We start from the raw sequence: 23,691 nt of genomic DNA, 5'->3' as shown, positions 1-23,691 counted from the left end.
CTCTTCCCCCTCGTTCACTGATTTTTAGCCACGCCCTGAGGTTCGTTCACGGACCCAAGGTCGTACTCAGACAGTTCTCAGACGGCTCTTTCTATCACCAAGGACAGACAGCAGACGGGGCCGTGCCCTCCCCTGTTCCCAAGGGAGGACCGGCCCGTGACGCCGTCGTTATGCGCCTTCACGCCCCCTTCACGCAGCGCACGCGCCCCCTGCGTGAGATGCGGGCGGGATCAGGCGTCCTCCGCCAGTTCCAGCCAGCGCAGCTCCAGTTCCTCGCGCTCCGTGGCCAGATCGCGCAACTGGCCGTCCAGTTCGGCGACCTTCGCGAAGTCCGTTGCGTTCTCGGCGATCTGGGCGTGCAGCTTGGACTCCTTCTCGGAGACCTTGTCCAACTGGCGCTCGATCCGCTGGAGTTCCTTCTTGGCAGCACGCTGGTCGGCGGCGCTCTTCTCCGACGTGTCCGGCTTGGGCGCCGTGGCGGCGGACTGTGCGGCGACCGCCTCCTCCATCCGCTGACGCCGCTCCAGGTACTCGTCGATACCGCGCGGCAGCATCCGCAGGGCGCCGTCGCCGAGGAGGGCGAACACCCGGTCCGTGGTGCGCTCCACGAAGAACCGGTCGTGGGAGATGACGATCATCGAGCCGGGCCAGCCGTCGAGGACGTCCTCCAGCTGGGTGAGGGTCTCGATGTCGAGGTCGTTGGTGGGCTCGTCGAGAAACAGGACGTTGGGCTCGTCCATGAGCAGACGCAGCAGCTGCAGGCGCCGGCGCTCACCACCGGACAGGTCACCGACCGGCGTCCACTGCTTCTCCTTGCTGAAGCCGAACGTCTCGCACAGCTGGCCGGCGGTCAGCTCGCGCCCCTTGCCGAGGTCGACGCGCTCCCGGACCTGCTGCACCGCCTCCAGGACCCGCACGGCGGGGTCGAGTTCGGCGACCTCCTGGGAGAGGTAGGCGAGCTTGACGGTCTTCCCGACGGCGACCCGGCCGGCCGCCGGCTGCGTCTCGCCCTCGGTCCGCGCCGCCTCGGCCATGGCCCGCAGCAGGGAGGTCTTGCCGGCGCCGTTGACACCGACGAGGCCGATGCGGTCGCCGGGGCCGAGCTGCCAGGTGACGTGCTTGAGCAGCACCTTGGGCCCGGCCTGCACGGTGACGTTCTCCAGGTCGAAGACCGTCTTGCCGAGGCGGGAGGACGCGAACTTCATCAGCTCGCTGCTGTCCCGGGGCGGCGGCACGTCCGCGATCAGCTCGTTGGCGGCCTCCACCCGGAAGCGCGGCTTGGAGGTACGCGCGGGCGCACCGCGGCGCAGCCAGGCCAGCTCCTTGCGGACGAGGTTCTGCCGCTTGGCCTCCTCGGTCGCGGCGATCCGCTCGCGCTCCGCGCGCGCGAAGACGTAGTCGGAGTAGCCGCCCTCGTACTCGTAGACGTCGCCGCGCTGCACGTCCCACATGCGGGTGCAGACCTGGTCGAGGAACCAGCGGTCGTGCGTCACGCAGACCAGCGCCGAGCGGCGGTTCTGCAGGTGCCGGGCCAGCCAGGAGATGCCCTCGACGTCGAGGTGGTTGGTGGGCTCGTCGAGGACGATCAGGTCCTGTTCCTCGATGAGCAGCTTGGCGAGCGCGATACGGCGCCGCTCGCCACCGGACAGCGGCCCGATGACGGTGTCGAGCCCCTTCGGGAAGCCGGGCAGGTCGAGCCCGCCGAACAGCCCGGTGAGCACGTCCCTGACCTTGGCGTTGCCGGCCCACTCGTGGTCGGCCATGTCACCGATGACCTCGTGGCGGACGGTGGCCGCGGGGTCGAGGGAGTCGTGCTGGGTGAGCACGCCGAGGCGCAGCCCGCCGGAGTGGGTGACGCGTCCGGTGTCGGCCTCCTCCAGCTTGGCGAGCATCCGGATGAGCGTGGTCTTGCCGTCGCCGTTGCGGCCCACCACACCGATCCGGTCGCCCTCGGACACACCGAGCGAGACACCGTCGAGCAGGGCACGGGTGCCGTACACCTTGCTGACGTTCTCGACATTGACCAGGTTGACGGCCATTTCACTCCTGCCAAGGGGGACGGATCGACCTTCCAGCGTAGTCGGCGGCGGCCGTGCCCCTTCCCGCCGCAGGTCAGCGCCTTCAGACAGGCAGTACGGTCGCGCCGGACGCGGGCGCCGTCGCCGTGCGCACCGTGCGGCAGGTGCCGGAGGCCCGCAGGACCTCGGCGACCTTCGACGCGGACTCCGCGTCACGGGCGAGGAAGGCCGTCGTGGGGCCCGAACCGGAGACGAGCGCGGCGAGTGCGCCCGCGCCGCGACCCGCGTCGAGGGTGTCGGCCAGCTCCGGGAAGAGGGAGAGCGCGGCGGGCTGCAGATCGTTGGAGACGGCGGCCGCGAGCGCTTCGGGGTCGCCCTTGGCGAGCGCGTCGAGCAGGTCGGCGGAGGCGGTCGGCTCGGGGATCGTACGGCCCTCGGCGAGACGGTCGAACTCGCGGAAGACGGCCGGGGTGGACAGCCCGCGCCCGGCCATCGCGAACACCCAGTGGAAGGTGCCGCCGACCTCGAGGGCGGTCAGCCGCTCACCGCGCCCGACGCCGAGGGCCGCGCCCCCGACCAGGCTGAACGGCACGTCGCTGCCGAGATCGGCGCAGATGGCGAGGAGTTCGCCACGGGAGGCACCGGCGCCCCAGAGCGCGTTGCACGCGACGAGCGCGCCCGCTCCGTCCGCACTGCCGCCCGCCATGCCGCCCGCGACCGGGATGTCCTTGGCGATGTGGATGTGCACGGCCGGCTCGATGCCCCGGCGCTCGGCGAGCGCGACGGCCGCGCGCGCGGCGAGGTTGGTGCCGTCCAGGGGGACCTCGCTCGCGTCCGGCCCCTCGCAGGTGATGCGCAGCTCGTCCGCCGGCGTGACGGTGACCTCGTCGTACAGACCGACCGCGAGGAACACGTTGGCCAGGTCGTGGAACCCGTCGGGGCGGGCCGCACCCACCGCCAGCTGGACGTTGACCTTCGCCGGTACCCGTACCGTCACGCTCACTTGCCCGCCTCCTTCTGCTCGGCGATCCGAGCGAACTCCTCGACCGTCAGCGACTCCCCGCGCGCCTGCGGCGAGATCCCGGCGGCGACCAGCGCCGCCTCGGCGGCCGGGGCGGACCCGGCCCATCCGGCGAGCGCCGCGCGCAGGGTCTTCCTCCGCTGCGCGAACGCCGCGTCGACGACCGCGAAGACCTCGCGCCTCGAGGCCGTCGTCGTGAGCGGCTCGGCCCGCCGGACGAGCGAGACGAGCCCGCTGTCGACGTTCGGCGCGGGCCAGAAGACATTGCGCCCGATGGCGCCGGCCCGCTTCACCTCGGCGTACCAGTTGGCCTTCACGGACGGGACGCCGTACACCTTGGAGCCCGGTGCGGCGGCCAGCCGGTCGGCGACCTCGGACTGCACCATCACGAGGGTCCGCTCGATGCTCGGGAAGGTCTCGAGCATGTGCAGCAGCACCGGTACGGCCACGTTGTACGGCAGGTTCGCCACCAGGGCCGTCGGCGGCGGTCCGGGCAGTTCGGTCACGTGCATGGCGTCGGAGTGCACCAGCGCGAACCGCTCGGCACGCTCCGGCATGCGCGCGGCGACGGTCGCGGGCAGCGCGGCGGCCAGCACGTCGTCGATCTCGACGGCGGTGACCCGGTCGGCGGCCTCCAGCAGCGCGAGCGTGAGGGAGCCGAGCCCCGGGCCGACCTCGACGACCACGTCGTCGGGGCGGACCTCGGCGGTTCGGACGATACGGCGGACCGTGTTGGCGTCGATCACGAAGTTCTGGCCGCGCTGCTTGGTGGGACGGACACCGAGCGCTGCCGCGAGCTCACGGATGTCGGCGGGGCCGAGGAGGGCGTCGGGGGTGGGGCTGGTCACGGGACAAGGGTACGGGGGTGTGGATGCGGGGGTTGCCAGGGCATCGGTGCCGGCCGCAGCCGCACTCAACTGTGCAGGCGGGCCCCGCAGTGCGGCCAGGGACTGGCGCCGGCGCGTACGTACAGCTTCTTCGCGCGGAACGTCTGTTCCTCCGCCGGGGCGTCCTGCGGGCGCCCGCTGCCGCCGAGGCTGTGCCAGGTGTGTGTGTCGAACTGGTAGAGCCCGCCGTAGTTCCCCGACGGGTCCACCGCCTGCGGACGGCCACCGGACTCGCACGCGGCCAGCCCGTGCCAGTCGAGGTGGTCGGCGCCCTGCACCGATTTCGGCCGGGGCTTGGTCCCCACCTTCACCAGCTCCTTGCTCGGCCCCCGCACCACCTCGGACTTCTCCTTGCGCGGCTTCTCCCGGACGCCGTTGACGGTACGCAGGAGGTAGGTGATCCGGCGCAGCCCGGGCTGTCCGGGCCGTTCGATCACCTCGGTGCCGTTGAAGAGGGAGGGGTCCTCGGTCCGCTCGACCGCGAAGGGGATCTGCTCCTCGCGCACCTCCCTGACACCGGTCACCCGCAGCACGGTCACCGTCTGCCCGTCGCGCGGGAAGCTGTCGGCCGGGACGGAGGTGGTGTCCTGGCCGTGCAGGGTGATGCCGGCCTCCTCGACGGCCTCGCCGACGGTGGCCGCGTTGGTGCGGATCGTGCGGGTGCGGCCGTCCGCCATGATCGTGACCGCGCGCTCGGTGCGCACGTCCAGCGTGAGCCCGGCACGCCCGATGCTCCGGGAACGCGCGGCCGACAGGTACGCGCCCTCCGCGCGCACCCCCAGCTCCCTGAGCGCCTCGTCCACCGTGTGCGCCGTCGTCCACACCTCGCGCCGCCGGCCGTCCAGCGTGAGCTGCACTGGGCGCCCGTAGCGCACCGCGACCTCGTCGCCGCTGGCGAGCGCCGCTCCGGGGGCGGGGGCGACCACGTCGTGGGCTCCCACGCGCACGCCCTCCTCGGCCAGCAGCTCCGACACGTCGTCGGCGAAGGTGTGCAGCGTGCGCTGTTCGCCGTCGACGCTCAGCTCGATCGCCTTGTCCTTGGCGACGAAGGCGGTGGTGCCGCCGGCCAGGAAGGCGACGACCAGCGCCTGCGGCAGCAGACGGCGCATCGCGGACTCCGGGCGCTCGGCGGAGCGCGCCCTGCGCCGGCGCATCGCACGCCCGACCGCCTCCTCGGGCGCGGCGGGCTCCGGGATCACCGGTTCGGGAACGCGGTGCACGCTCGCCACCTGCCGCGGCAACGGCAGCACCGGCTCGGTGACGAAGTACGCCTGGGCCTCGTAGGCGGGCCGGTAGGTGTCCTCGTACATCCCGTAGGGCAGCGTCTCCGCGGTGTGCACGGAGGCGTCATGGCCGTACGGGTCGTACGTCTCGTACTGCGGCTTGCTCACGCCGACACGCTCCAGAAGGCCAGAGGGGTCCGGATCGGGCCCCCAGAACCTAGCGGAGCGGATGTCACTGTCCAAAGCGACGCGACTACGTACTGTTGCGCGCCGAACCTGCGGTCAGTAATCGAAGGCGCGTGCGGTGTTCGCCCCCAGGGCGGCCGCCAGGGTGTCCTCGTCGATGCCGCGCACGGCGGCCATCGCGCGCACCGTGACCGGAACCAGATACGGGGCGTTGGGCCGTCCGCGGTACGGCGCCGGGGTCAGGAAGGGCGCGTCGGTCTCCACGAGGACCAGTTCCAGCGGGGCGACGGCGAGGGCGTCCCGGAGGTTCTGGGCGTTCTTGAAGGTGACGTTGCCGGCGAAGGACATGAAGTAGCCCTCACGGGCGCAGATCCCGGCCATCTCGGCGTCGCCGGAGTAGCAGTGGAAGACGGTGCGCTCGGGGGCGCCCTCCTCCTTCAGGACGCGCAGGACGTCGGCGTGGGCGTCGCGGTCGTGGATGACGAGGGCCTTGCCGTGCCGCTTGGCGATCTCGATGTGGGCCCGGAAGGACCGCTCCTGGGCGGCCTTGCCCTCGGGCCCGGTGCGGAAGTGGTCCAGCCCCGTCTCGCCGACGCCCCGCACCTGGGGCAGACCGGCGAGCCGGTCGATCTCGGCGAGGGCGTCGTCGAGCGCCGCGTCACCGCCCGGCTGCCTTGCGCCCTGCCGGGACCAGCCGTCGGGGTCGCCGTGGACGATCCGCGGGGCCTCGTTGGGGTGCAGGGCGACGGTCGCGTGGACGTTCTCGTACGTCGCGGCCGTCTCGGCGGCCCACTGCGAGCCCTTGATGTCGCAGCCGACCTGGACGACCGTCGTCACACCCACCGACGCGGCCTTCGCGAGGCCCTCCTCGACGGTGCCGGACTGCATGTCGAGGTGGGTGTGGGAGTCGGCCACGGGCACCCGGAGGGGCGCCGGGAGCGGCGGTGCCGCGTTCTTGTCGGCGTTCGAAGGCATGCCCCGATCCTACGAAAGGAGCATGCGTTCGAACGTCGGCGATGTGCTCAGCTCGCCCTGCGGTGGAACGGGTGCAGGAGATCGGACAGATGCCAGTGGTGGTGTTCCGTGGCCGGCGCGGCCGTCTCCGCCGCCTGCGGCGCCTCGGCCCGCGGCGCGTCGGCCCGCGGTGCCTGGTGGTGCTGCGCCGCGCTGCGCACCGACGACACCTGCCCCGGCCGCATGATCCGGACGACGTGACCGTCGCAGTTCTGGCACGTCGGCCGGCTCAGCGGGGACGGCACGACCTGCTTGTCGGCCACGTACCTCACGAACTCATGGCCGTCGGCGTCCGTGTGGTGCTCTATCTCGTACGACTGCTCCCAGCCGTGCCCGCATCGCATGCAGGCGAACGAGTACGACTCGTGAACGACGGCTGTGGCCGTACCGCGGAGGCCGGTCTGTCCTGCGATCTCACTCATGCCAGCTCCTCTTGTCCGCTGGACACGGGACGGGTGCGTCCCTTCGACCAGTGGACGCCTTCACCGGAGCGAATGCATCAGGCCTGTCGAGTGTTGGAGGCGATTTGGTCGCCGCTTGCCAAATCGGCCCGGTCGGGGGGTCTGGTCTTTGCTTTCGGCGCCGGCCTTTTGCCCTCGCATGGGGCGCATGCTCAACCGAGAACGCCCCTGCTCAGAGGGCCTATTCAACAGGCCGGGGGAAGCGCCCCGAAAGGGGCGCGGGGCTGTATCGATATGCGGTTCCGCCACATGGGCGCGACCAGCTACGGCATACCGTCGGCCGCCACGAACCGAACCCCCGCGGCGCTCCCCGGACAGCCGCGTCACCCGGCGGAGCGTTTTGCAGCAACGACCGCGTCGAAAACAACCCGCTTCTGCAGTCCGGCCTCCACCGCCACCGCGGCGATCGCCTCCTTGCGCCGCTCCCCCGCCTCCTCCCGGACCCGCACCCGGCGGACCAGCTCCGCCGCGTCGAGTTCCTCGGGACCGGATTCGGGCGCACCCTCCACCACGACGGTGATCTCCCCGCGGACCCCCTCGGCGGCCCATCGCGCCAGCTCGTCCAGCGGCCCCCGCCGCACCTCCTCGTACGTCTTGGTCAGCTCACGGCACACGGCGGCCCGCCGCTCGGCGCCGAAGACCTCGGCCATGGCGGCGAGGGTGTCGTCGAGCCGGTGCGGGGCCTCGAAGTAGACGAGCGTCCGCCGCTCGCCGGCCACCTCCCGCAGCCGGGACAGCCGCTCCCCCGCCTTGCGCGGCAGGAAGCCTTCGAAGCAGAACCGGTCGACGGGCAGCCCGGACAGGGCGAGGGCGGTGAGCACGGCGGACGGCCCGGGGACGGCGGTGACCCGGATGTCCTTCTCCACGGCGGCCGCGACCAGCCGGTACCCCGGGTCGGAGACCGACGGCATCCCAGCGTCCGTGACGAGCAGCACACGCGCGCCGCCGAGCAGCTCCTCGACCAGCTCGGGCGTCCGGGCGGCCTCGTTGCCCTCGAAGTACGACACCACGCGGCCCTTGGGAGTCACCCCCAGCGCCTGGGTGAGCCGGCGCAGCCGCCGTGTGTCCTCGGCGGCGACGACGTCGGCGCCCGCCAGCTCCTCGGCCAGCCGGGGCGGCGCGTCCGCGATGTCACCGATGGGGGTACCTGCCAGGACAAGGGTTCCAGTCACACCCCCATCCTCCCAGGGCCGGCGAGGAGCGGAGAAAGCGACCGCATCCCGACCGGTACCTCACATGCACGGGACTCACACAGAACGGTTCCCTACGATGGCGCGGTGACCAGTACCGCGTCCTCCACGGACTTCCGGCAGGGCCAGGCACCGCACGACCAGCGGCCGTCGTGGCAGCAGCGGCTGCGCCGATTCGGCTACGCGCCCGCCGAGGACGCTCCCTCGGGCGACGTACGCGACCGGCTGGTGCCGCCGTACGCCGAGCCGAGTCCGCGCCTGTGGCAGGCGCTGGGCGTCCCGCCCGTCCTGGCGGAACGGATCACCCGCTGGTCGGGCTGGATCGGTCCGCTGCTCGTGACGCTGATGGCGGGCGTGATGCGGTTCTGGAACCTGGGCAGCCCACGCGCGGTGATATTCGACGAGACGTACTACGCCAAGGACGCCTGGGCGCTCGTCCACCGCGGGTACGAGGTCAACTGGGACAAGAACGCCAACGACCTGGTGCTGCAGACCCACGGCCATCTCACGATCCCCACGGACGCGGCGTACGTCGTGCACCCGCCGGTGGGCAAGTACGTCATCGGCCTGGGCGAGCTGATGTTCGGGTTCGACCCGTTCGGCTGGCGGTTCATGACGGCGCTCCTCGGGACGCTCTCCGTCCTGCTGCTGTGCCGGATCGGCCGCCGGATGTTCCGCTCGACGTTCCTCGGCTGTCTGGCGGGCGCGCTGATGGCGGTGGACGGCCTGCACTTCGTGATGAGCCGGACCTCGCTGCTCGACGGCGTGCTGATGTTCTTCGTCGTGGCCGCGTTCGGCTGCCTGGTCGTCGACCGGGACAGGTCACGGGAGAAACTGGCCGCCGCGCTGCCGGCCGGACCCGACGGCCGGGTACGCCCCGACGACCAGGTCGGCGACACCTTCCGCTTCGGCTGGCGGCCCTGGCGCTGGGGCGCCGGGCTGATGCTGGGCCTGGCCATCGGCACGAAGTGGAACGGCCTCTACATCCTGGCCGCGTTCTGCGTCATGGCGGTCCTCTGGGACGCGGGCGCCCGCAGGACGGCCGGCGCCCGGCACCCGTACCTCGCGGCGCTCAAGTACGACACCGGCATCACGTTCCTCGCGACCTGGCCGGTGGCGCTCACCGTCTACCTGGTCTCCTGGACCGGCTGGATCCTCTCCCCGACCGACGGCACCGGCGGCTACTTCCGCAACTGGGCGGCGACCGACGGCAGGGGCGGCACCTGGACCTTCCTGCCGGACTGGCTGCGCAGCCTGTGGCACTACGAGCACGAGGTGTACAAGTTCCACATCGGGCTGTCGTCCCCGCACACCTACCAGTCCAACCCGTGGAGCTGGATCGTGCTGGGCCGCCCGGTGTCGTACTTCTACGAGTCCCCCTCCCCCGGCGCCGACGGCTGCCCGGCCGACGCCGGCCAGAAGTGCGCCCGGGAGGTACTGGCCATCGGCACACCGCTGCTGTGGTGGGCGGCCTGCTTCGCGCTCCTGTACGTGCTGTGGCGGTGGCTGCTGCGCCGCGACTGGCGGGCCGGCGCCATCGCCTGCGGGATCGCGGCCGGCTACCTGCCCTGGTTCATGTACCAGGAGCGGACGATCTTCCTCTTCTACGCAGTCGTCTTCCTGCCGTTCCTGTGCCTTGCCGTGGCCATGCTGATCGGCGCGATCATCGGCCCACCGGGCTCCACCGAGACCCGCCGCGTGATCGGCGCATCGGCAGCGGGCGTCCTGGTCCTGCTGATCGCCTGGAACTTCATCTACTTCTGGCCGCTGTACACGGGGACCGCGATTCCTATCGACAGCTGGCGGTCGCGGATGTGGCTGGACACCTGGGTCTAGCTGCGTAGGCAGATTTACAGACTATGCAGGGGACGACCTTCGAGCTGCGGTTTCGCGGCGGACAACGACGGTCACCCCACGTCTGGCCCACCGGAAGGTGACTCTGGTAGGCCGTTGAGCCGGTCAGCCAGGATCATCGCCACATCGTCCGCCAAGTCGCCGCCGGTGTGGCGGATCAACGCCTGGTGCAGTTGCTCCAGAAATTCCGGCGGGGTGGGGCCGACGCCCAGCCCCTCCATGGCCTCCGGCAGAGCGAAGAATTCGCCGTCGCGGTTGCGGGCCTCGATCACACCGTCGGTGTACAGCAGCAAACGGTCACCAGGGATGAACGCATGGCTTTCAGGCTTCTCGGGGAGACCTGCGACGAGGTCTTCGAGGCCAAGAGGTGGCGACGGCAAGCTCGGCATCAGCGGCGTAGCCCTGCCCTGGTGCAGCAGCAGCGGTGGCGGATGTCCACGGTTGACCAGCTGCACCACGGGTTCGTCCGGCACCTGCGCGATGAGCGCCGTGGTGAACCCTTCCAGCAGAACTTCCTGACCGTACGCACCCGGCACGGCGACCTCCCGTCGCAGCGCATCCGAGCAGCGGTTCATGACCTCTACCAGGTCCTCCTCGTAGTGCACGGCTTCCCGGAACGCGCCCAGCGCCACCGCGACGGCTCGCACCGCGGACAGCCCCTTGCCCCGGACATCACCGACGATCATCCGGACGCCGTACCGCGTCTGCACGGCCTCGTACAGATCACCGCCCACCCGTGCCCCGGTCCCGGCCGCAAGGCAAAGGCTGCCGATCCGCAGCGGACCCAGGCACGCGGGCACGGGCCGCAGCACGACCTCCTGGGCCGCCACGGCGATGCGGCGGACCCGGTCGAGCTCTTCCTGCCTGCGCTCCTGCATAGCGCGGCTGGTGATGAAGCCGGCCACGGAGACCAGGATCAGAGCAAGGAAGTTGCTGTAGACCTGCAAGGTGCCCCACGCCCCGTTATAGGTCGCAGTGGTCACACTGATCGCCAGCGCCAGGACCGCCGCCGCGGTGGTGCCCTTGGGCCCCAGCGTCACTGCCGCCAGCGCCGGCACCGCGGTGAGAAAGGGGCCGGTATAGATGAAGTGCGCAGGCGTGAGCTCGATGACCAGCACGGACAGCGCGATCAGATAGGGCACACACTGCATCAGTGTGAAGAGGACCCTGTTATGACCGCCTGCTCCTGGCAGCGAGGGTGAGCGCAAGAGCGACCCCATGCACCAAGGGTGCCTCGCTGAAACCCACGGCTCCACCCAGTCAGCCGCCGCCCTGGGCAGTACGAGGACTGGCCCAGCTGCTCTGTGTCGTGAACAGCCGGTGGCGGGGGTGGGTGCGCGGGTACGGTCGGGATGCTGGATTCCGGCCGTGTTCGAGGGGGCTTTGGTGGCGGGCGGGGAGGCGCGGTACGGCGCTGAGGGTGGGGACCACGTCGATTTCCGTGGCGGTTCGTTCAGCGGCCCGGTCGCAGGCAAGGTCGACCACCACTACTACGGGGCCCGGCGGCCCATGGCCGGGTGGCCGCATCAGGTGGGGGTGATTCCGCCGCGGGCGGGCTGTTTCCAGACCCGGGCCGAGGTGGTGCGGCTGCGTGAGGCGCTCACGGGTGGGCGGGCGGCGGTCCTGGTGGGGCAGGACACGGTCCACGGTCAGGTGCTGGCGGGAATGGGCGGGGTGGGCAAGACCCAGCTGGCCGCCGACTACGCCCGCACCGCCTGGCAGGCCGGTGAGCTGGACGTGCTGGTGTGGATCACCGCGAGCAACGCCACCGCGGCCGCGTCCGGGTATGCGCAGGCCGCCGTGGAGATCCTGGGCGCCGACCCGGCGGACCGGGAAGCGGCCGCGGGCGCGTTTTTGGCCTGGCTGGAACCCAAGGCGAACGCCGAGCCGTGCCGGTGGCTGGTCGTCCTCGACGACGTCATCGACCCCGCCGACCTGAACGGGCTGTGGCCGCCGGCGGGCCCGCACGGCCGGACCCTGGTCACCACCCGCCGCCAGGATGCCGCCCTGGCCGGCCGCCTGATCAGGGTCGGACTGTTCACCGAGGCCGAGTCCCTCGCCTACCTCACCGCCACATTGGGCGCACGCGAGCGCTGTGAGCCCGAGCAACAACTCGCCGCGCTTGCCCAGGACTTAGGGCACCTGCCGCTCGCGTTGTCGCAAGCCGCTGCCTACCTCATCGACGCCGGCATCAGCGCCGCCGCCTACCGGAGCCTGCTGGCCGACCGCAGTGCCTCTCTCACCGATGCCGCCCCCGAGGTCCTCCCCGACGGCCAGACCCAGACCGCAGCTGCAGCCTGGTCACTGTCCGTCGACCGCGCCGACACCCTCCGACCGGCCGGTCTGGCCCGCCCGATGCTCCAGCTCGCCGCGTTCCTCAGCCCCAACGGCATCCCCGAAACCGCCCTGACCAGCGCACCCGCCCTCGCTCACCTGACCCGGCACCGTAAGACTCCCGTGTCTGTGACTGCGGATGAGGCGGTCGGTGCGCTGCGGGCGCTGGCTCGGCTCAGTCTCATCGACCACACTCCCGCCACCCCGCGTCAGGCCGTCCGCGTCCACCAGCTCATCCAGCGCGCCACCCGTGACACGCTCACCCCCGACCAGCACGACCACCTCGCCCGCACCACCGCCGACGCCCTCACCACCGCCTGGCCCGCCAACGAACGCGACACCGAACTCGCCCAGGCCCTGCGCGCCAATGCCACCACCCTCACCCGCACCGCCGAAGACGCCCTCTACCGGCCCGACGCGCATACCGTGCTGTACCTGGCCGGACGAAGCCTCGGCGGAGCCGGGCAGGTCACCGCCGCCACAGCCCACTTCCATCGCCTGTCCGAGACCACCAGCCACCGCCTCGGCCCCGACCACCCCGACACCCTGGCCGCCCGCCACAACCTCGCTTACTGGCGGGGGGAGGCCGGAGACGTGACCGGTGCCGCAGCCGCATACGAGCAACTGCTGGCCGACCGGCTGCGGGTGCTGGGCGAGGACCATCCCCACACCCTGACCACCCGCCACGAACTCGCCCTGTGGCGGGGGCAGGCGGGGGACGCGGCCGGTGCCGCAGCCGCGTTCGAGGAGCTACTGGCCGACCAAGTTCGGGTGCAGGGTGAGGACCACCCCCACACCCTGACCACCCGCCACAACCTCGCCTACTGGCGGAGGGAGGCGGGGGACGCGGCCGGTGCCGCAGCCGCGTTCGAGGAGCTACTGGCCGACCGAGTTCGCGTGCTGGGTGAGGACCACCCCCACACCCTGACCACCCGCCACGAACTCGCCCTGTGGCGGGGGCAGGAGGGAGACGCGGCCGGTGCCACAGCCGCGTACGAGCAGCTACTGGCCGACCAAGTTCGGGTGCAGGGTGAGGACCACCCCCACACCCTGACCACCCGCAACGAACTTGCCCGGTGGCGGGGGGAGGCGGGGGACGCGGCCGGTGCCGCAGCCGCGTTCGAGGAGCTGCTGGCAGACCGGCTGCGGGTGCAGGGTGAGGACCACCCCCACACCCTGACCACCCGCAGCAACCTCGCCCGGTGGCAGGGTGAGGCGGGGGACGCGGCCGGTGCCGCAGCCGCGTACGAGGAGCTACTGGCCGACCGAGTTCGCGTGCTGGGTGAGGACCACCCCCACACCCTGACCACCCGCAACAACCTCGCCTACTGGCGGGGGGAGGCGGGGGACGCGGCCGGTGCCGCAGCCGCGTTCGAGGAGCTGCTGGCAGACCGGCTGCGGGTGCTGGGTGAGGACCACCCCGACACCCGGACCACCCGCCACAACCTCGCCTACTGGCAGGGGAAGGCAGGCGAGACACCTCCCGCCTGAAGGCCGACGGGACCCGACGCCGTCCCCGAGCCTGAGGGGCTGGTCGCACGGGCTGCGGGGCGTTGGCGTACGCCTGCGGTCCCGTTGCCGTCCACGAATGCCGCTCCCCATCGCCCTGAAGGCCTACTGGCCACCGCCGCCGGTGTACGTCGCGATCAGCTTGCCCAGCAGCTTGCCCAGGACGCTGTCGCTGAGCGCCTTCTTGTGGACCTTGAACCGCCACTTCCCGGCGGTGGTGCGCTCCAGCTCCAGGTCGGTCTGCAGGGCCAGCACCACCAACGCGCCCACCCCGACCGTCACCGGGTCGAACCGCGACGGGGCGCTGAAGCCCTGCCGCGTCATCGCGATCGCCCGCTCGACCACCGGTGCCACGTCGGGCCTCTCTGCGACCAGGTATGCCAGGGTGTCCCGCGCCAACGCGCCCGGAGCCACTGGCCCGTCGGCCGCGGCGACGCTCGGCCCGGTCGCCCCCTCGACCTCGACGGGTTCCCCGGCTGCCTCGCCGATCTGGGCGTCCAGCTGCCGTGCCCGGGCCAGATCCGGTAGCCGCCGGTCGCGGTCCAGGACCAGGGCGAGCACGGCGATCGCCTGGTCATCGGTGAGTGCGTCAACCTCGGACACGTGCATCAGGGGCCTCCTGTGCGGGGTTCAGGGCCTGCATCTGGAATTGCTCAGGGGAGGGTGCGGGACGCAACGGCTCATTCGGCCAACACCGACAGCACTGCGTCGATCAGCGGACGCATCTCCGGATCCAGTCCGGCGGTCAACGTCGGGCTGCGATCACCGTCAAGGATCGCCCGCAGGGCGCCGGCCATCGCCACCAGCTCGGCGTGCTCGCTCATCTGATCGATGATCGGGCCGACGAACTCCGCTGCCGGCCGACTTCCTTGGGCGGCGGCCACCACGGTAGCCAGGAACTCCGGCATCCTCGAGCCGTCGCTCTCGTCGACGGAGTCGCCAGTGGCCCAGAGCATGGGGTCGATCGGGTCGGAGCCGTCCAGCGCGGCCAGGGTCCGGGCCAGGATCGCGGTGTCGATCTCGTCCAAGCCTGCGGCAAGCACGGCCTGGTCGCGGTCCCCGGTCCACACTCGCCGCAGGACTGCCGCCAGACCGGCCCAGTCGTGGGTCTGCGCAAAGAGGTCCAAGGCCTGGTCCAAGAACGTGGCTGCCTGCTCGCGTTGGTCGCCCTCGGCGCTGCCCGATTCGCCCCTCCTGTTTCCGGGAGTGCCGACGGTAGCCGCCAATGCGGAGATGACCCGCTCCCACAGCTGCAGGTACCGGGGCACATCGAGCACCTGCTCGGAAGGTATGTCACGGGCCAGAGCCAGTACCTCGTCCAGCGCGGCCTGTTCATCGGCTGCGCGACGGGGAAGCTGGGCCGAGAGGGCGGCAAGGTGGACCCCGTCGATCTGGTCCACGATTGCGCATACCTGGTCGAAGGAGGCAGGCAGTGGTGGCGGATCGGACCGGTGCAACAGCCTCGCGATGGTGGAGAGCTGTCCGTGGAACAGGCCGGAATTGGTCTGATAGACGATGACGGCGCCGGCGAGTCGGTGCGCCCATGCCTGTTCGGCCTGGTGGGTGTGTCTGTCGAGGAAGTTCGCCAGGTTGTGGTGGCTGACCCCGATGGTGATGATGTCGCCGGTCGTGTATGTCAGGCGTAGAGCGTCGCTTTGCAAGGCGATTGCGGCTTGACCATGTCCCAGTTTGTCTTCGATATCGGCCAAGGCGCCGAGGTCCTTGGCGAGGCCAATGATGTCGTGGTGGGCCTCGTCGATGTCTCGGCACCACAGCAGCAGAGCACGGGCTTCATCCAGGCGACCGAGGGCCCGTAGCGGGCCGTAGTCATTGAACGCGGCTTGGGCCACTTTCCATTCGGTGGCGCCCCGCTCTTTCATGACCCGTAAGTGTTCAGCGTTGAGGTCCAGCGCAAGCTGCCACTTCTTCAGGTCGCTGGCTGCGGAGCGGCCGGTGTCGAGGACGGCCTCGCGGACGTTCCACGGCTGGGTAGTCTCGACTTCGTCGGACGGGTCGGGCAGGGTGGCCATGTGGGCCCGGATGTGCTCGATGGCGTCCAGGACCTGCCGACTGTGCCCCTGCAGCAAGCGGATCTGCAACTGCCGACCCTCGATCGACAGTTGGCTCCACGGCCCGTATCCGGCGGCACCGCTGTCTTCCTGCATCTGATCAAGCAGGGTGAGCGCCTCCTCGAACCGGCTCATTTCCAGGTACCGGTTGGCCAGTTCGCCTGCGATGACCGCAGCGGCGTCGTGCTCACCGCGTTGCCGGACCAGGTCGTGCAGGCGACGGAGCTCGGGTTCGGCGTCGGTGGGCCGCAGCCGGGCCAGGGCACGGGCGTGGGTGAACCTGCACTGGACCTCAAGGTGAGGGTCGATACCGACGGTGGCCTCGGCAGCGGCCTGCAAGAACGGCAGCAGCGCGGCCGCGGTGTCCGGCGACAAGTCACGGATCAGCACCTCGTCCAGGACGTCGACGAGAGCGCCCCAGTCGCCGTGACGAGCCAGGTACGGGGCCGCCGCCTTGGCGGCGTGCAGGATGACCTCCCCCAATCCCTCCCGCTCCCGCTCCAACCCCCCTACGAGTATGAGCTGCCAGAGACTGGCCGCTTTGGTGTCGATCAGGTGTGTGGTGTCGGGTGGGGTCTGGCTGCGGATGGTTTCGGCGACCCCGGGATGGATCCGATACCGCATCACCTCGTTCGTGCCGGGCCTGTGGTCGACGGCGACCAGGGCCTGCTTCAGCAACGGCCCCACCGTCACGTCGACGGAGGGAGGCTGGTCGGGATGCCCCAACTCCCGCCACAGAATTGGCCACACCGTGTCGACGACGACCGGGTTCCGGTCGTCGTCCTCCAGCCCGGCCAGCAGCGTGAACAACGCCCCCGATGCCGTCGGCAACCGCTGGGCGGCAGCCCGGGTCCAGGTGGACAGCACCTGGTAGTAGTCCTGATCGCTGGCCTGGGGGTGGCCGGTGTCGAGGAAGTCCTGCAGCCGGATGCCGCGGGTCAGCCAGGCGGTGTCGATCTCGTCCAGCCGGGCCGCCAACGTCACCGGGTCGGCGGCCTGCCCGTCGGCCAGTTCGATCAGCTTCGGGTGCCCCTGCACCACCGCCAGGACGCGAGCGGCCAAGCCCCGCCCGGACCGCGGGTCACGACGGCCCTGGGTGGGGGTGTCGATCAGGGCTCTGAGGTGAGGCCACTCGCGGGCCAGAAGTACGGACTCCTGCAACGCCAGCGCGTGCACCGGCTCGGTCCTCACCCCCGCGGGCAGGCCGGCGGGGCAGGTCCGGGAGGTCAGGATCACCCGGGACAGGCCGCCCGGGACCGTGACCGCCTCGATGAGCAGCCCCCACCGCTCGTCCCGCCATTTCCCATCGCTGGTGAGCAGGGACTCCAGGTTGTCCAGCACCAGCAACACCCGGTTCTGTTCGAGGAACTCGGTCAGCGTGGGCAGGAACGCCGTCAGCTGGGGAGCGCTGTCGGCCAGGTGCAGCAGTTTCAGGCCGGGGATCTGCGCCTCCAGGTCCGCCGCCAGGGTGGTGAACGCCGCCGCGATGTCCTGATCCTGCTGCGGGGCCTGATGCCAGACCAGCAGCTGGAAGGCCTCTTGGTGGGCGTAGGCCAACTCCACCGCGCAGGCGGTCTTGCCCGCCCCGGCCATCCCGTGGAAGAGCACCCCTGCCACCTGCGAGCGCGGGGCCAGGGCGGTGGCGGCCCGGGTCATCGGCCCGACCCGGCCCACGAACCGGGCGGGCTGGTCCGGGAACCGCGCCAGCTTTTCCCGCTCGGCCTGGAACACCAGCGGCTCGCCCTCCGGGGCGATCAGCTCCAGGCCCAGCGCACGGTTCCCGAACAGCGCCGGAGTGGCCGCCGACAACGCCGGCACTCCTGCCGTCGGTTCCCGGGGGACCACCCGGGTCAGGGTCAGCCCGAGCGCCCGGTCGACCGGCTGCCCCTTGCCCAGAACCAGGTCGTAGAACCGCTCCGCCAGTCCGATCGCGAAGTCGTCCACGACCGGGTAGCGCATCGCCAGCACCGCGGCATCGACGCGGTCCACCAACGAGGTGGCCAGCACCGACAACCCCGCGTCGTCACCTTGCCAGGGGTTCTCCCCAGGACCATCGGCGGGATGAGTCGGAGACGCTGTCGGTGGTCGGGAACCGGTCAGACCATGCCCGGGGACACCCCAGCTGCGCTCCGCACCGCCGCCCGGAGGCGTCCCGTCCGGGCCCCGCCCCGGCTCGGCGTCCCCAGGGGGTGTCAGGCCGAGGAGGCGCAGATGATCCTCAGCGGTCAGTGCCGCCGACTCGCACGCCGACAGCGTGATCAGTTTCAGATGGTCACTCGCCGCGCCGATCAGATCGACCAGGTCGTCCGTCTCGATCAGATCGCGACGGCCGGTGTCGTCCTCGAGCACCAGTCCGGCCGGCAGGCCGTGCCCGGACATGTGCAGGACGTCCCAGCCCTCCGCCTCCAGCAGGGCCTCCTCCAGCCTGCGCCGGGTGGCGCCGTACTGGAGCACCCGTAACTCCACCGCCCGGTCGTTCACCTTCGCGATGTCGTTGACCAAGCGAGCCAGGGCATACCGCTCCCGGCGCAGATTCAACGCGGTGGTGTCTTCGGGCAGGCTGAACACGGCCAGCATCCGCAGCTTCTCGCCGACCGGACGCTTCACCGTCGGTGGCCGTCCGAGCGGATCGGTCACGAACGTCACCTTCGACTCGGCGAGCGTCCGGCCGTGCACCCGGGCGGCCTGCCACGGCCGATACGCCAGCATCTGCCCCGGCCCCGGCGGCACCACCAGGTGCACCGGTCCCGGACGCCGTGCCAGCTCCTGCGCCACGCTGGGGCCGAGTGCCCACTGGGTGATCCACTCTCCGACCTCGGTCAGCAGCTCGGCCTCGTGCTCCAGCCGCCGATCGATCGCGGCGCGCCACCGCAGGAACCACTCCAGGTCCGTGAACCCCTCCCACCCCGGCGCGTCCCGTCCTCCCGGCGCCTCCAGATCCACCTCGTGATCCGCCAGGAACTCGCCCCCCGGTCCCGACAGCAGCCACCGCCACCGCGACGGGCCCGCCCAGTCCTTGACCTCCAGCCGCAGGGCCTGCCAGCCCCTGGCACCCGATGCCGGCATGTGCCACCCCTCCCTCACCCCGGCGCGCCCGACATCACAGAACTGACGGTTCGCCACTTCGTATTGTCTCGTGGTGATTCGTCCCGGAGCAAGGAGTGCGCACCCCTCACAGACCCGTGGGAGCACCTGGTTCACAAGCCGGGATCATCGAACTGTTCGAGAAGGAAGTCGACCGGTGTGAGGCCCGCGGCAGCGGACGCGCCGTCGTGAAGGAACTGCTCCGTCCAGATGACCTTGCCGCGGGTGGTGTACCGCGTCCCCCATCGCTGGGCGAACTGCGCCACCAGGAACAGCCCCCGCCCGCCTTCGTCGGTGGTCGCCGCCCGCCGCATGCGCGGCGAGGTGCCGCTTCCGTCCGAGACCTCGCAGATCAGAGCGCGCCCGTGGAGCAGCCGTATGCCGACCGGAGGCGAGCCGTACCGGATCGCGTTCGTGACCAGCTCGCTGACGATCAGCTCCGTGGCGAATGCGGTCTCCTCCAGCCCCCACTCCAGCAACGTGTCGCGGCAGCGCGCCCGCACCGAGGGCACCACCGCCGGGTCCTGCGGCACGTCCCACATGGCCACGTCCGAGCGCGGGAACCTCCGGGTACGTGCCGCCAGCAGCGCGATGTCGTCGGAGGTGTGTGCCGGCTTCAAGGAGTCGATCACCGCCTGACACGTCTCCTCCGGCGTGCGGTCCCCGGACCCGCCCAACGCCCGGCGCAGCCGCTCCATCCCGACGTCGATGTCGTGGGTGCGGTCCTCCACGAGGCCGTCGGTGTACAGCACCAGTTGCGAGCCCGCCGGCAGGGACAGCTCCACGGTCTCGAAGGGGTAGCCGCCCAGGCCGAGCGGTGCCGAGGCCGGCACCCCGGGGCAGGTGACCGTCCCGTCCGGGCGCACCACCACAGGCTCCGGATGCCCGGCACGGGCCATCGTGCAGACCTCCGTCACCGGGTCGTATACCGCGTAGAGGCAGGTCGCTCCGGTCACGCCCTCCCCCTCGTGGCCTTCTGCCGCATCGCCCGCGCCCTCCTCGTTGTCCATGCGGACGACGAGGTCGTCCAGGTTCCCGAGCACCTCGTCCACGGGCAGGTCCAGGGTGGAGAAGTTGTGCACCGCGGTGCGCAGCCGGCCCATCGTCGCCGCCGCGTGCAACCCGTGGCCGACGACATCACCCATCACCAGAGCCACGCGAGCGCCCGGAAGCGGGATGACGTCGAACCAGTCCCCGCCCACCCCCGCCTCCGCGGGCATGTAGCGCCAGGCCACCTCCAGTGCGTCCTGCTCCGGCTGCCGCCGCGGCAGCAGGCTGCGCTGCAGCGTCACCGCCATCGCGTGCTCCCGGGTGAACCTCCGGGCGTTGTCGATGGCCACCGCGGCCCGGGCGGCCAGTTCCTCCGCGAAGGTGAGATCCTCCGGCTCGAACGCCGGGGAGTCCGCCGTCCGGTAGAAGTTCGCCACGCCCAGCGGTACGTTCCGCGCCCGTAGCGGCACGGCCACCAGCGAACGCAACCCGGACTCCAGTGCCTTGCGGGCGCGCTCCGGATCCTGTCCCCGCCAGCCGTGCGCCAGCCGCAGGTCCTCCTCCAGCACGACCCGTCGTTCCTGCAGCGACCGCATCTGCGGCGTGCGGTGCGAGAACGTGATCACTTCGCCGAGCGGATACACCGGCAGCATCCGCTGGTCGCCGCCGATCGCCGTCCGGCGCAGATGCCGCCAGCCCTCCGCCGTGGGCTCCCAGCCCCGCAGCACCGCTTCGAGCAGGTCCACCGTCACGAGGTCGGCGAACTGCGGCACCGCCACGTCGGCCAGCTCCTGGGCCGTACGCTCCACATCCAGCATGGTCCCGATCCCCACCCCGGCCTCGTACAGCAGCTGCAGCCGCTCCCGCGCGACTTCGGCCCGCCCCGAGACCGCCGCCAGCTCCGTGGTGTCCCGCAGGGTCACCACACTGCCGTCCAGGCCGGCCTGCGGGTACGTCGGCCGCTTGTTCACCGCCAGCAGCCGGTCCCCCGCGAGACGGACCTCGTCGGTGACCGCCTCCGGCGACGACAGCAGACGCATGATCGGCTCCGGCAGTCCCAGCTCCGCCGTCGGGCGCCCCCGCACGTCCGCCGGCAGTCCGAGCAGCCGTGCCGCCTCGTCGTTGGCCAGCAGCAGTCGTCCGTCGGCGTCGGTGATCAGCACTCCTTCCCGCACCGCGTGCAGGACCGCGTCATGGTGTCTGTACAGCTCCGCCAGCTCCACCGGGGACAGGCCGTGCGTCTGCCGCCGCAGCCGCCGGGACACCAGCGTCGTTCCGGTCACGGCCAGCGCCAGCGCGGCCACGCCGCTGCCCAGGATGATCGGCAGCTCCGGCAGCCACAGCCCGGCCACGTTCCTGACCGTGATTCCGGCGGAGACCAGGCCGACCACCTTGCCGTGCGAGTCGGTCACCGGGACCACCGCCTGCACGTCCGTCCCCCTGCCTGCGGGCAGCGGCGGCCCGCCGGCCTGCTCGACGACGGTACGGCCTTGCAGAGCCGGTCCGATGGTGCCGACGAATTTCTTCCCGATCTCCCGCGGGTAGGGATACGTATATCGAATCCCCTCCGTGTTCATGGCGATGACGAAGTCCACGCCCGCGCGCTTGCGCGCCTGTTCGGCCCGAGGCTGGAGCACCGCCGTCGGGTCCGGGCTCTGCAGCGCCTCGGCCACGCCTGGAGCACTCGCGAACGACTGCGCCGCGATGACCGACTCCCTGCGCCCCTGCTGCAGGGCGTCATTTGCCGCCTGGAGCGCCATGGCCACCACCGCGGCGACGACCAGCAGGACCACGATCAGGACCTGGAGAAGGAACACCTGACCGGCCGCGGTGCGCGGGTCCAGCAGGGAGGCGCGACGTGCGCGCGGGCCCCCGACGGGCGGATGCCGTTCCGGACCCCGAGGGTGCCCGGAAAATACTTCCATACACCCTTGATAACACTGCTGCCTGGAATATCGACTTTTCCTCGTCGCCACCGCACGCGGCCGAGCGGCCGCTTCGCCGACGTCTCTGTTCGGACAACAATCGGCAACTCCGGCCACAGGCGCCCCACAACCGCTTACAGTTCCTCTGCGACGTGTTTTTGAACGCGTTCAACGGGGAAAACGGGGAGGATTCGCGCAATGCGCAGGGGAGCCAAGGGTGCCGTCATAGGCGGCGTGTGTGCGGTCGTGCTGGGCGGTGCCGGGTACGGCGCGTACAACTTCGTGTCCGCGCTGAACGGCGGCGGGGGCACGGGCGGCGGCCCGGCCGTCGTGAAGAGCGGTCCGCCGAGCGGCACGGAGGTCGAGGAGACGGCCGCGAAGTTCTTCGCCGCCTGGGAGAAGGGGGACGCCTCGACCGCGGCGGCCTACACCGACTTCCCCGAGGCGGCGCGAGAGCTGCTGACGGCGTACGGGGGCGACGCGCACATCACCAAGGTGCACATCACGCCCGGTACGGCCACCGGCACGAGCGTTCCCTTCACGGTCAGGGCAACGGTGTCGTACGGGGGGAAGAGCCGGCCGCTCAGTTACGAGAGCCGCCTGGACGTCGTGCGCGGAAAGACCTCGTACCGGCCGTTGGTCGACTGGCAGCCCTCCGTCGTGCATCCGCGGCTGCGGAAGGGGGACACGCTGACGACGGGCGAGTCCTCGACCCCGCCGATCGAGGCCGTCGACCGGGACGGGAAGGTGCTCACGCCGCAGAAGTACCCGTCCCTCGGCCCGATCCTGGACGAGCTGCGCAAACGGTACGGCGACAAGACGGGCGGCCGGGCCGGTGTGGAGCTGGTGATACGCCACGGGGACACAGGAGCCGGGGAAGCGGACGGATCAGGGGAAACAGGGAGTGGCGCCGCCGACACCACCCTCCTGACCCTCGCCAAGGGGCGGCCCGGCAAGCTGCACACGACGCTCAGCGCGAGCGCGCAGGCGGCGGCCGAGGCCGCCGTGGAGAAGTACGCCGATTCCTCCCTCGTGGCCGTCAAGCCCAGCACGGGCGAGATCCTGGCCGTCGCCAACCATCGCGAGGACGGCTTCGACGCGGCCCTCCTGGGTGAGCGCCCGCCCGGCTCCACCATGAAGATCATCAGTGCGGCCGCCCTCATCGACAAAGGCCTGACCACCGCGAACGGACCGGCACCCTGCCCGCCGTCCGCCGTCTGGCAGAGCCAGACCTTCCAGAACCTCAAGGACCTCGCCCCGGACGAGCACGCCACGCTCTCCGACAGCTTCGCGCGCTCCTGCAACACGGCGTTCATCAAGTTCGCGGACGAGGTCGAGGTGGACACCCTCACCAAGGAGGCCCAGGAGCGGTTCGGGCTGGGGCAGAACAACTGGCAGATCGGCGTCCCGTCCTTCGACGGCCGGGTCCCCGCCGCCGGCGGCCCCGACACCGCCGCCGCACTGATCGGCCAGGGCCAGGTCCAGATGAGCCCGCTGAACATGGCCTCCGTGACGGCGACCGCGACGACCGGCACCTTCCGGCAGCCCGTGATCGTGCCACTGGGCCTGGACCACCGCGAACCGGCACGCGCGCGCGGGCTGTCCCCGAGCACGGTCCAGCAGCTGCGCGCCATGATGAATCGCACAGCGACCAGTGGTACCGCGGCAGGTGTCATGTCCGGGCTCAGCGGGAACATCGGTGCGAAGACCGGCTCGGCGGAGGCCGACGGGCAGGCGAAGTCGGACAGTTGGTTCACGGGGTACCGGGGCGACGTCGCCGCGGCGGCCATGGTCCAGGACGGCGGTCACGGCATCGACGCAGCCGGGCCGATTGTCGCAAGCGTGCTACGGAATGCGGGCTGATATCACCCACAAAGGCGGGGACCTTAGTGTGGGTGCCGTCGTTGGGGAGTGTGGGGGCTGCGG

General features: G+C 71.2%; 14 protein-coding genes. 3 read left to right on the top strand and 11 right to left on the bottom strand.

Going from position 1 to position 23,691, the window contains the following annotated elements:
- Nucleotides 1-230 precede the first annotated feature (230 nt).
- From AC07DS_RS12725 to rsmI, 7 genes are all read right to left on the bottom strand, one after another.
- On the bottom strand, nucleotides 231-2,039 hold the full coding sequence (locus AC07DS_RS12725; protein ID WP_479144600.1) for an ABC-F family ATP-binding cassette domain-containing protein: 1,809 nt from the start codon (nucleotides 2,037-2,039) through the stop codon (nucleotides 231-233).
- Between the two features lie 82 nt (nucleotides 2,040-2,121).
- The gene (locus AC07DS_RS12720; RefSeq protein WP_479144598.1) at nucleotides 2,122-3,021 is read right to left on the bottom strand and encodes a 4-(cytidine 5'-diphospho)-2-C-methyl-D-erythritol kinase; all 900 of its coding nucleotides are present in this window, start codon (nucleotides 3,019-3,021) and stop codon (nucleotides 2,122-2,124) included.
- Nucleotides 3,018-3,887 (bottom strand): 16S rRNA (adenine(1518)-N(6)/adenine(1519)-N(6))-dimethyltransferase RsmA, encoded by an 870-nt coding sequence (gene rsmA, locus AC07DS_RS12715; protein WP_145876528.1) that lies wholly within the window; start codon nucleotides 3,885-3,887, stop codon nucleotides 3,018-3,020. Before rsmA ends, AC07DS_RS12720 begins: the two co-directional genes overlap by 4 nt.
- Nucleotides 3,888-3,952: 65 nt before the next feature.
- The gene (locus tag AC07DS_RS12710; RefSeq protein ID WP_479144595.1) at nucleotides 3,953-5,317 is read right to left on the bottom strand and encodes a ubiquitin-like domain-containing protein; all 1,365 of its coding nucleotides are present in this window, start codon (nucleotides 5,315-5,317) and stop codon (nucleotides 3,953-3,955) included.
- Nucleotides 5,318-5,431: 114 nt separating this feature from the next.
- Entirely contained in the window at nucleotides 5,432-6,310 is an 879-nt protein-coding gene (locus AC07DS_RS12705) for a TatD family hydrolase (RefSeq protein ID WP_479144593.1), read from the bottom strand.
- Between the two features lie 47 nt (nucleotides 6,311-6,357).
- Nucleotides 6,358-6,771: a hypothetical protein gene (locus tag AC07DS_RS12700; protein WP_479144591.1), complete on the bottom strand. Its 414-nt coding sequence runs from the start codon at nucleotides 6,769-6,771 to the stop codon at nucleotides 6,358-6,360.
- A 362-nt stretch (nucleotides 6,772-7,133) separates the two neighbouring features.
- Nucleotides 7,134-7,982: a 16S rRNA (cytidine(1402)-2'-O)-methyltransferase gene (rsmI, locus tag AC07DS_RS12695; RefSeq protein WP_145876522.1), complete on the bottom strand. Its 849-nt coding sequence runs from the start codon at nucleotides 7,980-7,982 to the stop codon at nucleotides 7,134-7,136.
- A 105-nt stretch (nucleotides 7,983-8,087) separates the two neighbouring features.
- Here rsmI and AC07DS_RS12690 point away from each other — a divergent pair, with 105 nt between their 5' ends.
- Nucleotides 8,088-9,836 (top strand): dolichyl-phosphate-mannose--protein mannosyltransferase, encoded by a 1,749-nt coding sequence (locus AC07DS_RS12690; protein ID WP_479144589.1) that lies wholly within the window; start codon nucleotides 8,088-8,090, stop codon nucleotides 9,834-9,836.
- Between the two features lie 71 nt (nucleotides 9,837-9,907).
- Here AC07DS_RS12690 and AC07DS_RS12685 read toward each other — a convergent pair whose 3' ends face one another.
- Complete coding sequence (locus tag AC07DS_RS12685) at nucleotides 9,908-11,005, bottom strand: PP2C family protein-serine/threonine phosphatase (RefSeq protein WP_479144757.1); 1,098 nt, start codon at nucleotides 11,003-11,005, stop codon at nucleotides 9,908-9,910.
- Nucleotides 11,006-11,222: 217 nt separating this feature from the next.
- Between AC07DS_RS12685 and AC07DS_RS12680 the strand changes: the two genes are divergently transcribed.
- On the top strand, nucleotides 11,223-13,679 hold the full coding sequence (locus AC07DS_RS12680; RefSeq protein WP_479144587.1) for a tetratricopeptide repeat protein: 2,457 nt from the start codon (nucleotides 11,223-11,225) through the stop codon (nucleotides 13,677-13,679).
- Between the two features lie 123 nt (nucleotides 13,680-13,802).
- Here AC07DS_RS12680 and AC07DS_RS12675 read toward each other — a convergent pair whose 3' ends face one another.
- From AC07DS_RS12675 to AC07DS_RS12665, 3 genes are all read right to left on the bottom strand, one after another.
- Complete coding sequence (locus AC07DS_RS12675) at nucleotides 13,803-14,300, bottom strand: hypothetical protein (RefSeq protein ID WP_479144585.1); 498 nt, start codon at nucleotides 14,298-14,300, stop codon at nucleotides 13,803-13,805.
- A 77-nt stretch (nucleotides 14,301-14,377) separates the two neighbouring features.
- Complete coding sequence (locus AC07DS_RS12670) at nucleotides 14,378-18,967, bottom strand: CHAT domain-containing protein (RefSeq protein ID WP_479144583.1); 4,590 nt, start codon at nucleotides 18,965-18,967, stop codon at nucleotides 14,378-14,380.
- Nucleotides 18,964-21,765: a SpoIIE family protein phosphatase gene (locus AC07DS_RS12665; RefSeq protein WP_479144581.1), complete on the bottom strand. Its 2,802-nt coding sequence runs from the start codon at nucleotides 21,763-21,765 to the stop codon at nucleotides 18,964-18,966. Before AC07DS_RS12665 ends, AC07DS_RS12670 begins: the two co-directional genes overlap by 4 nt.
- 198 nt (nucleotides 21,766-21,963) lie before the next feature.
- Here AC07DS_RS12665 and AC07DS_RS12660 point away from each other — a divergent pair, with 198 nt between their 5' ends.
- Complete coding sequence (locus tag AC07DS_RS12660; RefSeq protein ID WP_479144579.1) at nucleotides 21,964-23,628, top strand: penicillin-binding transpeptidase domain-containing protein; 1,665 nt, start codon at nucleotides 21,964-21,966, stop codon at nucleotides 23,626-23,628.
- Nucleotides 23,629-23,691: the final 63 nt, after the last annotated feature.

Source organism: Streptomyces sp. NPDC044064, assembly GCF_056434245.1.
Note: the sequence above shows the minus strand (reverse complement) of the source record. Positions and strands in the feature narration are given on the sequence as shown.

Excerpts from the sequence above, each read along its gene's own strand:
- AC07DS_RS12660 (WP_479144579.1), top strand. The coding sequence starts at position 21,964 with ATGCGCAGGGGAGCCAAGGGTGCCGTCATAGGCGGCGTGTGTGCGGTC.
- AC07DS_RS12700 (WP_479144591.1), bottom strand. The coding sequence starts at position 6,771 with ATGAGTGAGATCGCAGGACAGACCGGCCTCCGCGGTACGGCCACAGCC.
- AC07DS_RS12705 (WP_479144593.1), bottom strand. The coding sequence starts at position 6,310 with ATGCCTTCGAACGCCGACAAGAACGCGGCACCGCCGCTCCCGGCGCCC.
- AC07DS_RS12665 (WP_479144581.1), bottom strand. The coding sequence starts at position 21,765 with ATGGAAGTATTTTCCGGGCACCCTCGGGGTCCGGAACGGCATCCGCCC.
- AC07DS_RS12725 (WP_479144600.1), bottom strand. The coding sequence starts at position 2,039 with ATGGCCGTCAACCTGGTCAATGTCGAGAACGTCAGCAAGGTGTACGGC.
- AC07DS_RS12685 (WP_479144757.1), bottom strand. The coding sequence starts at position 11,005 with ATGCAGTGTGTGCCCTATCTGATCGCGCTGTCCGTGCTGGTCATCGAG.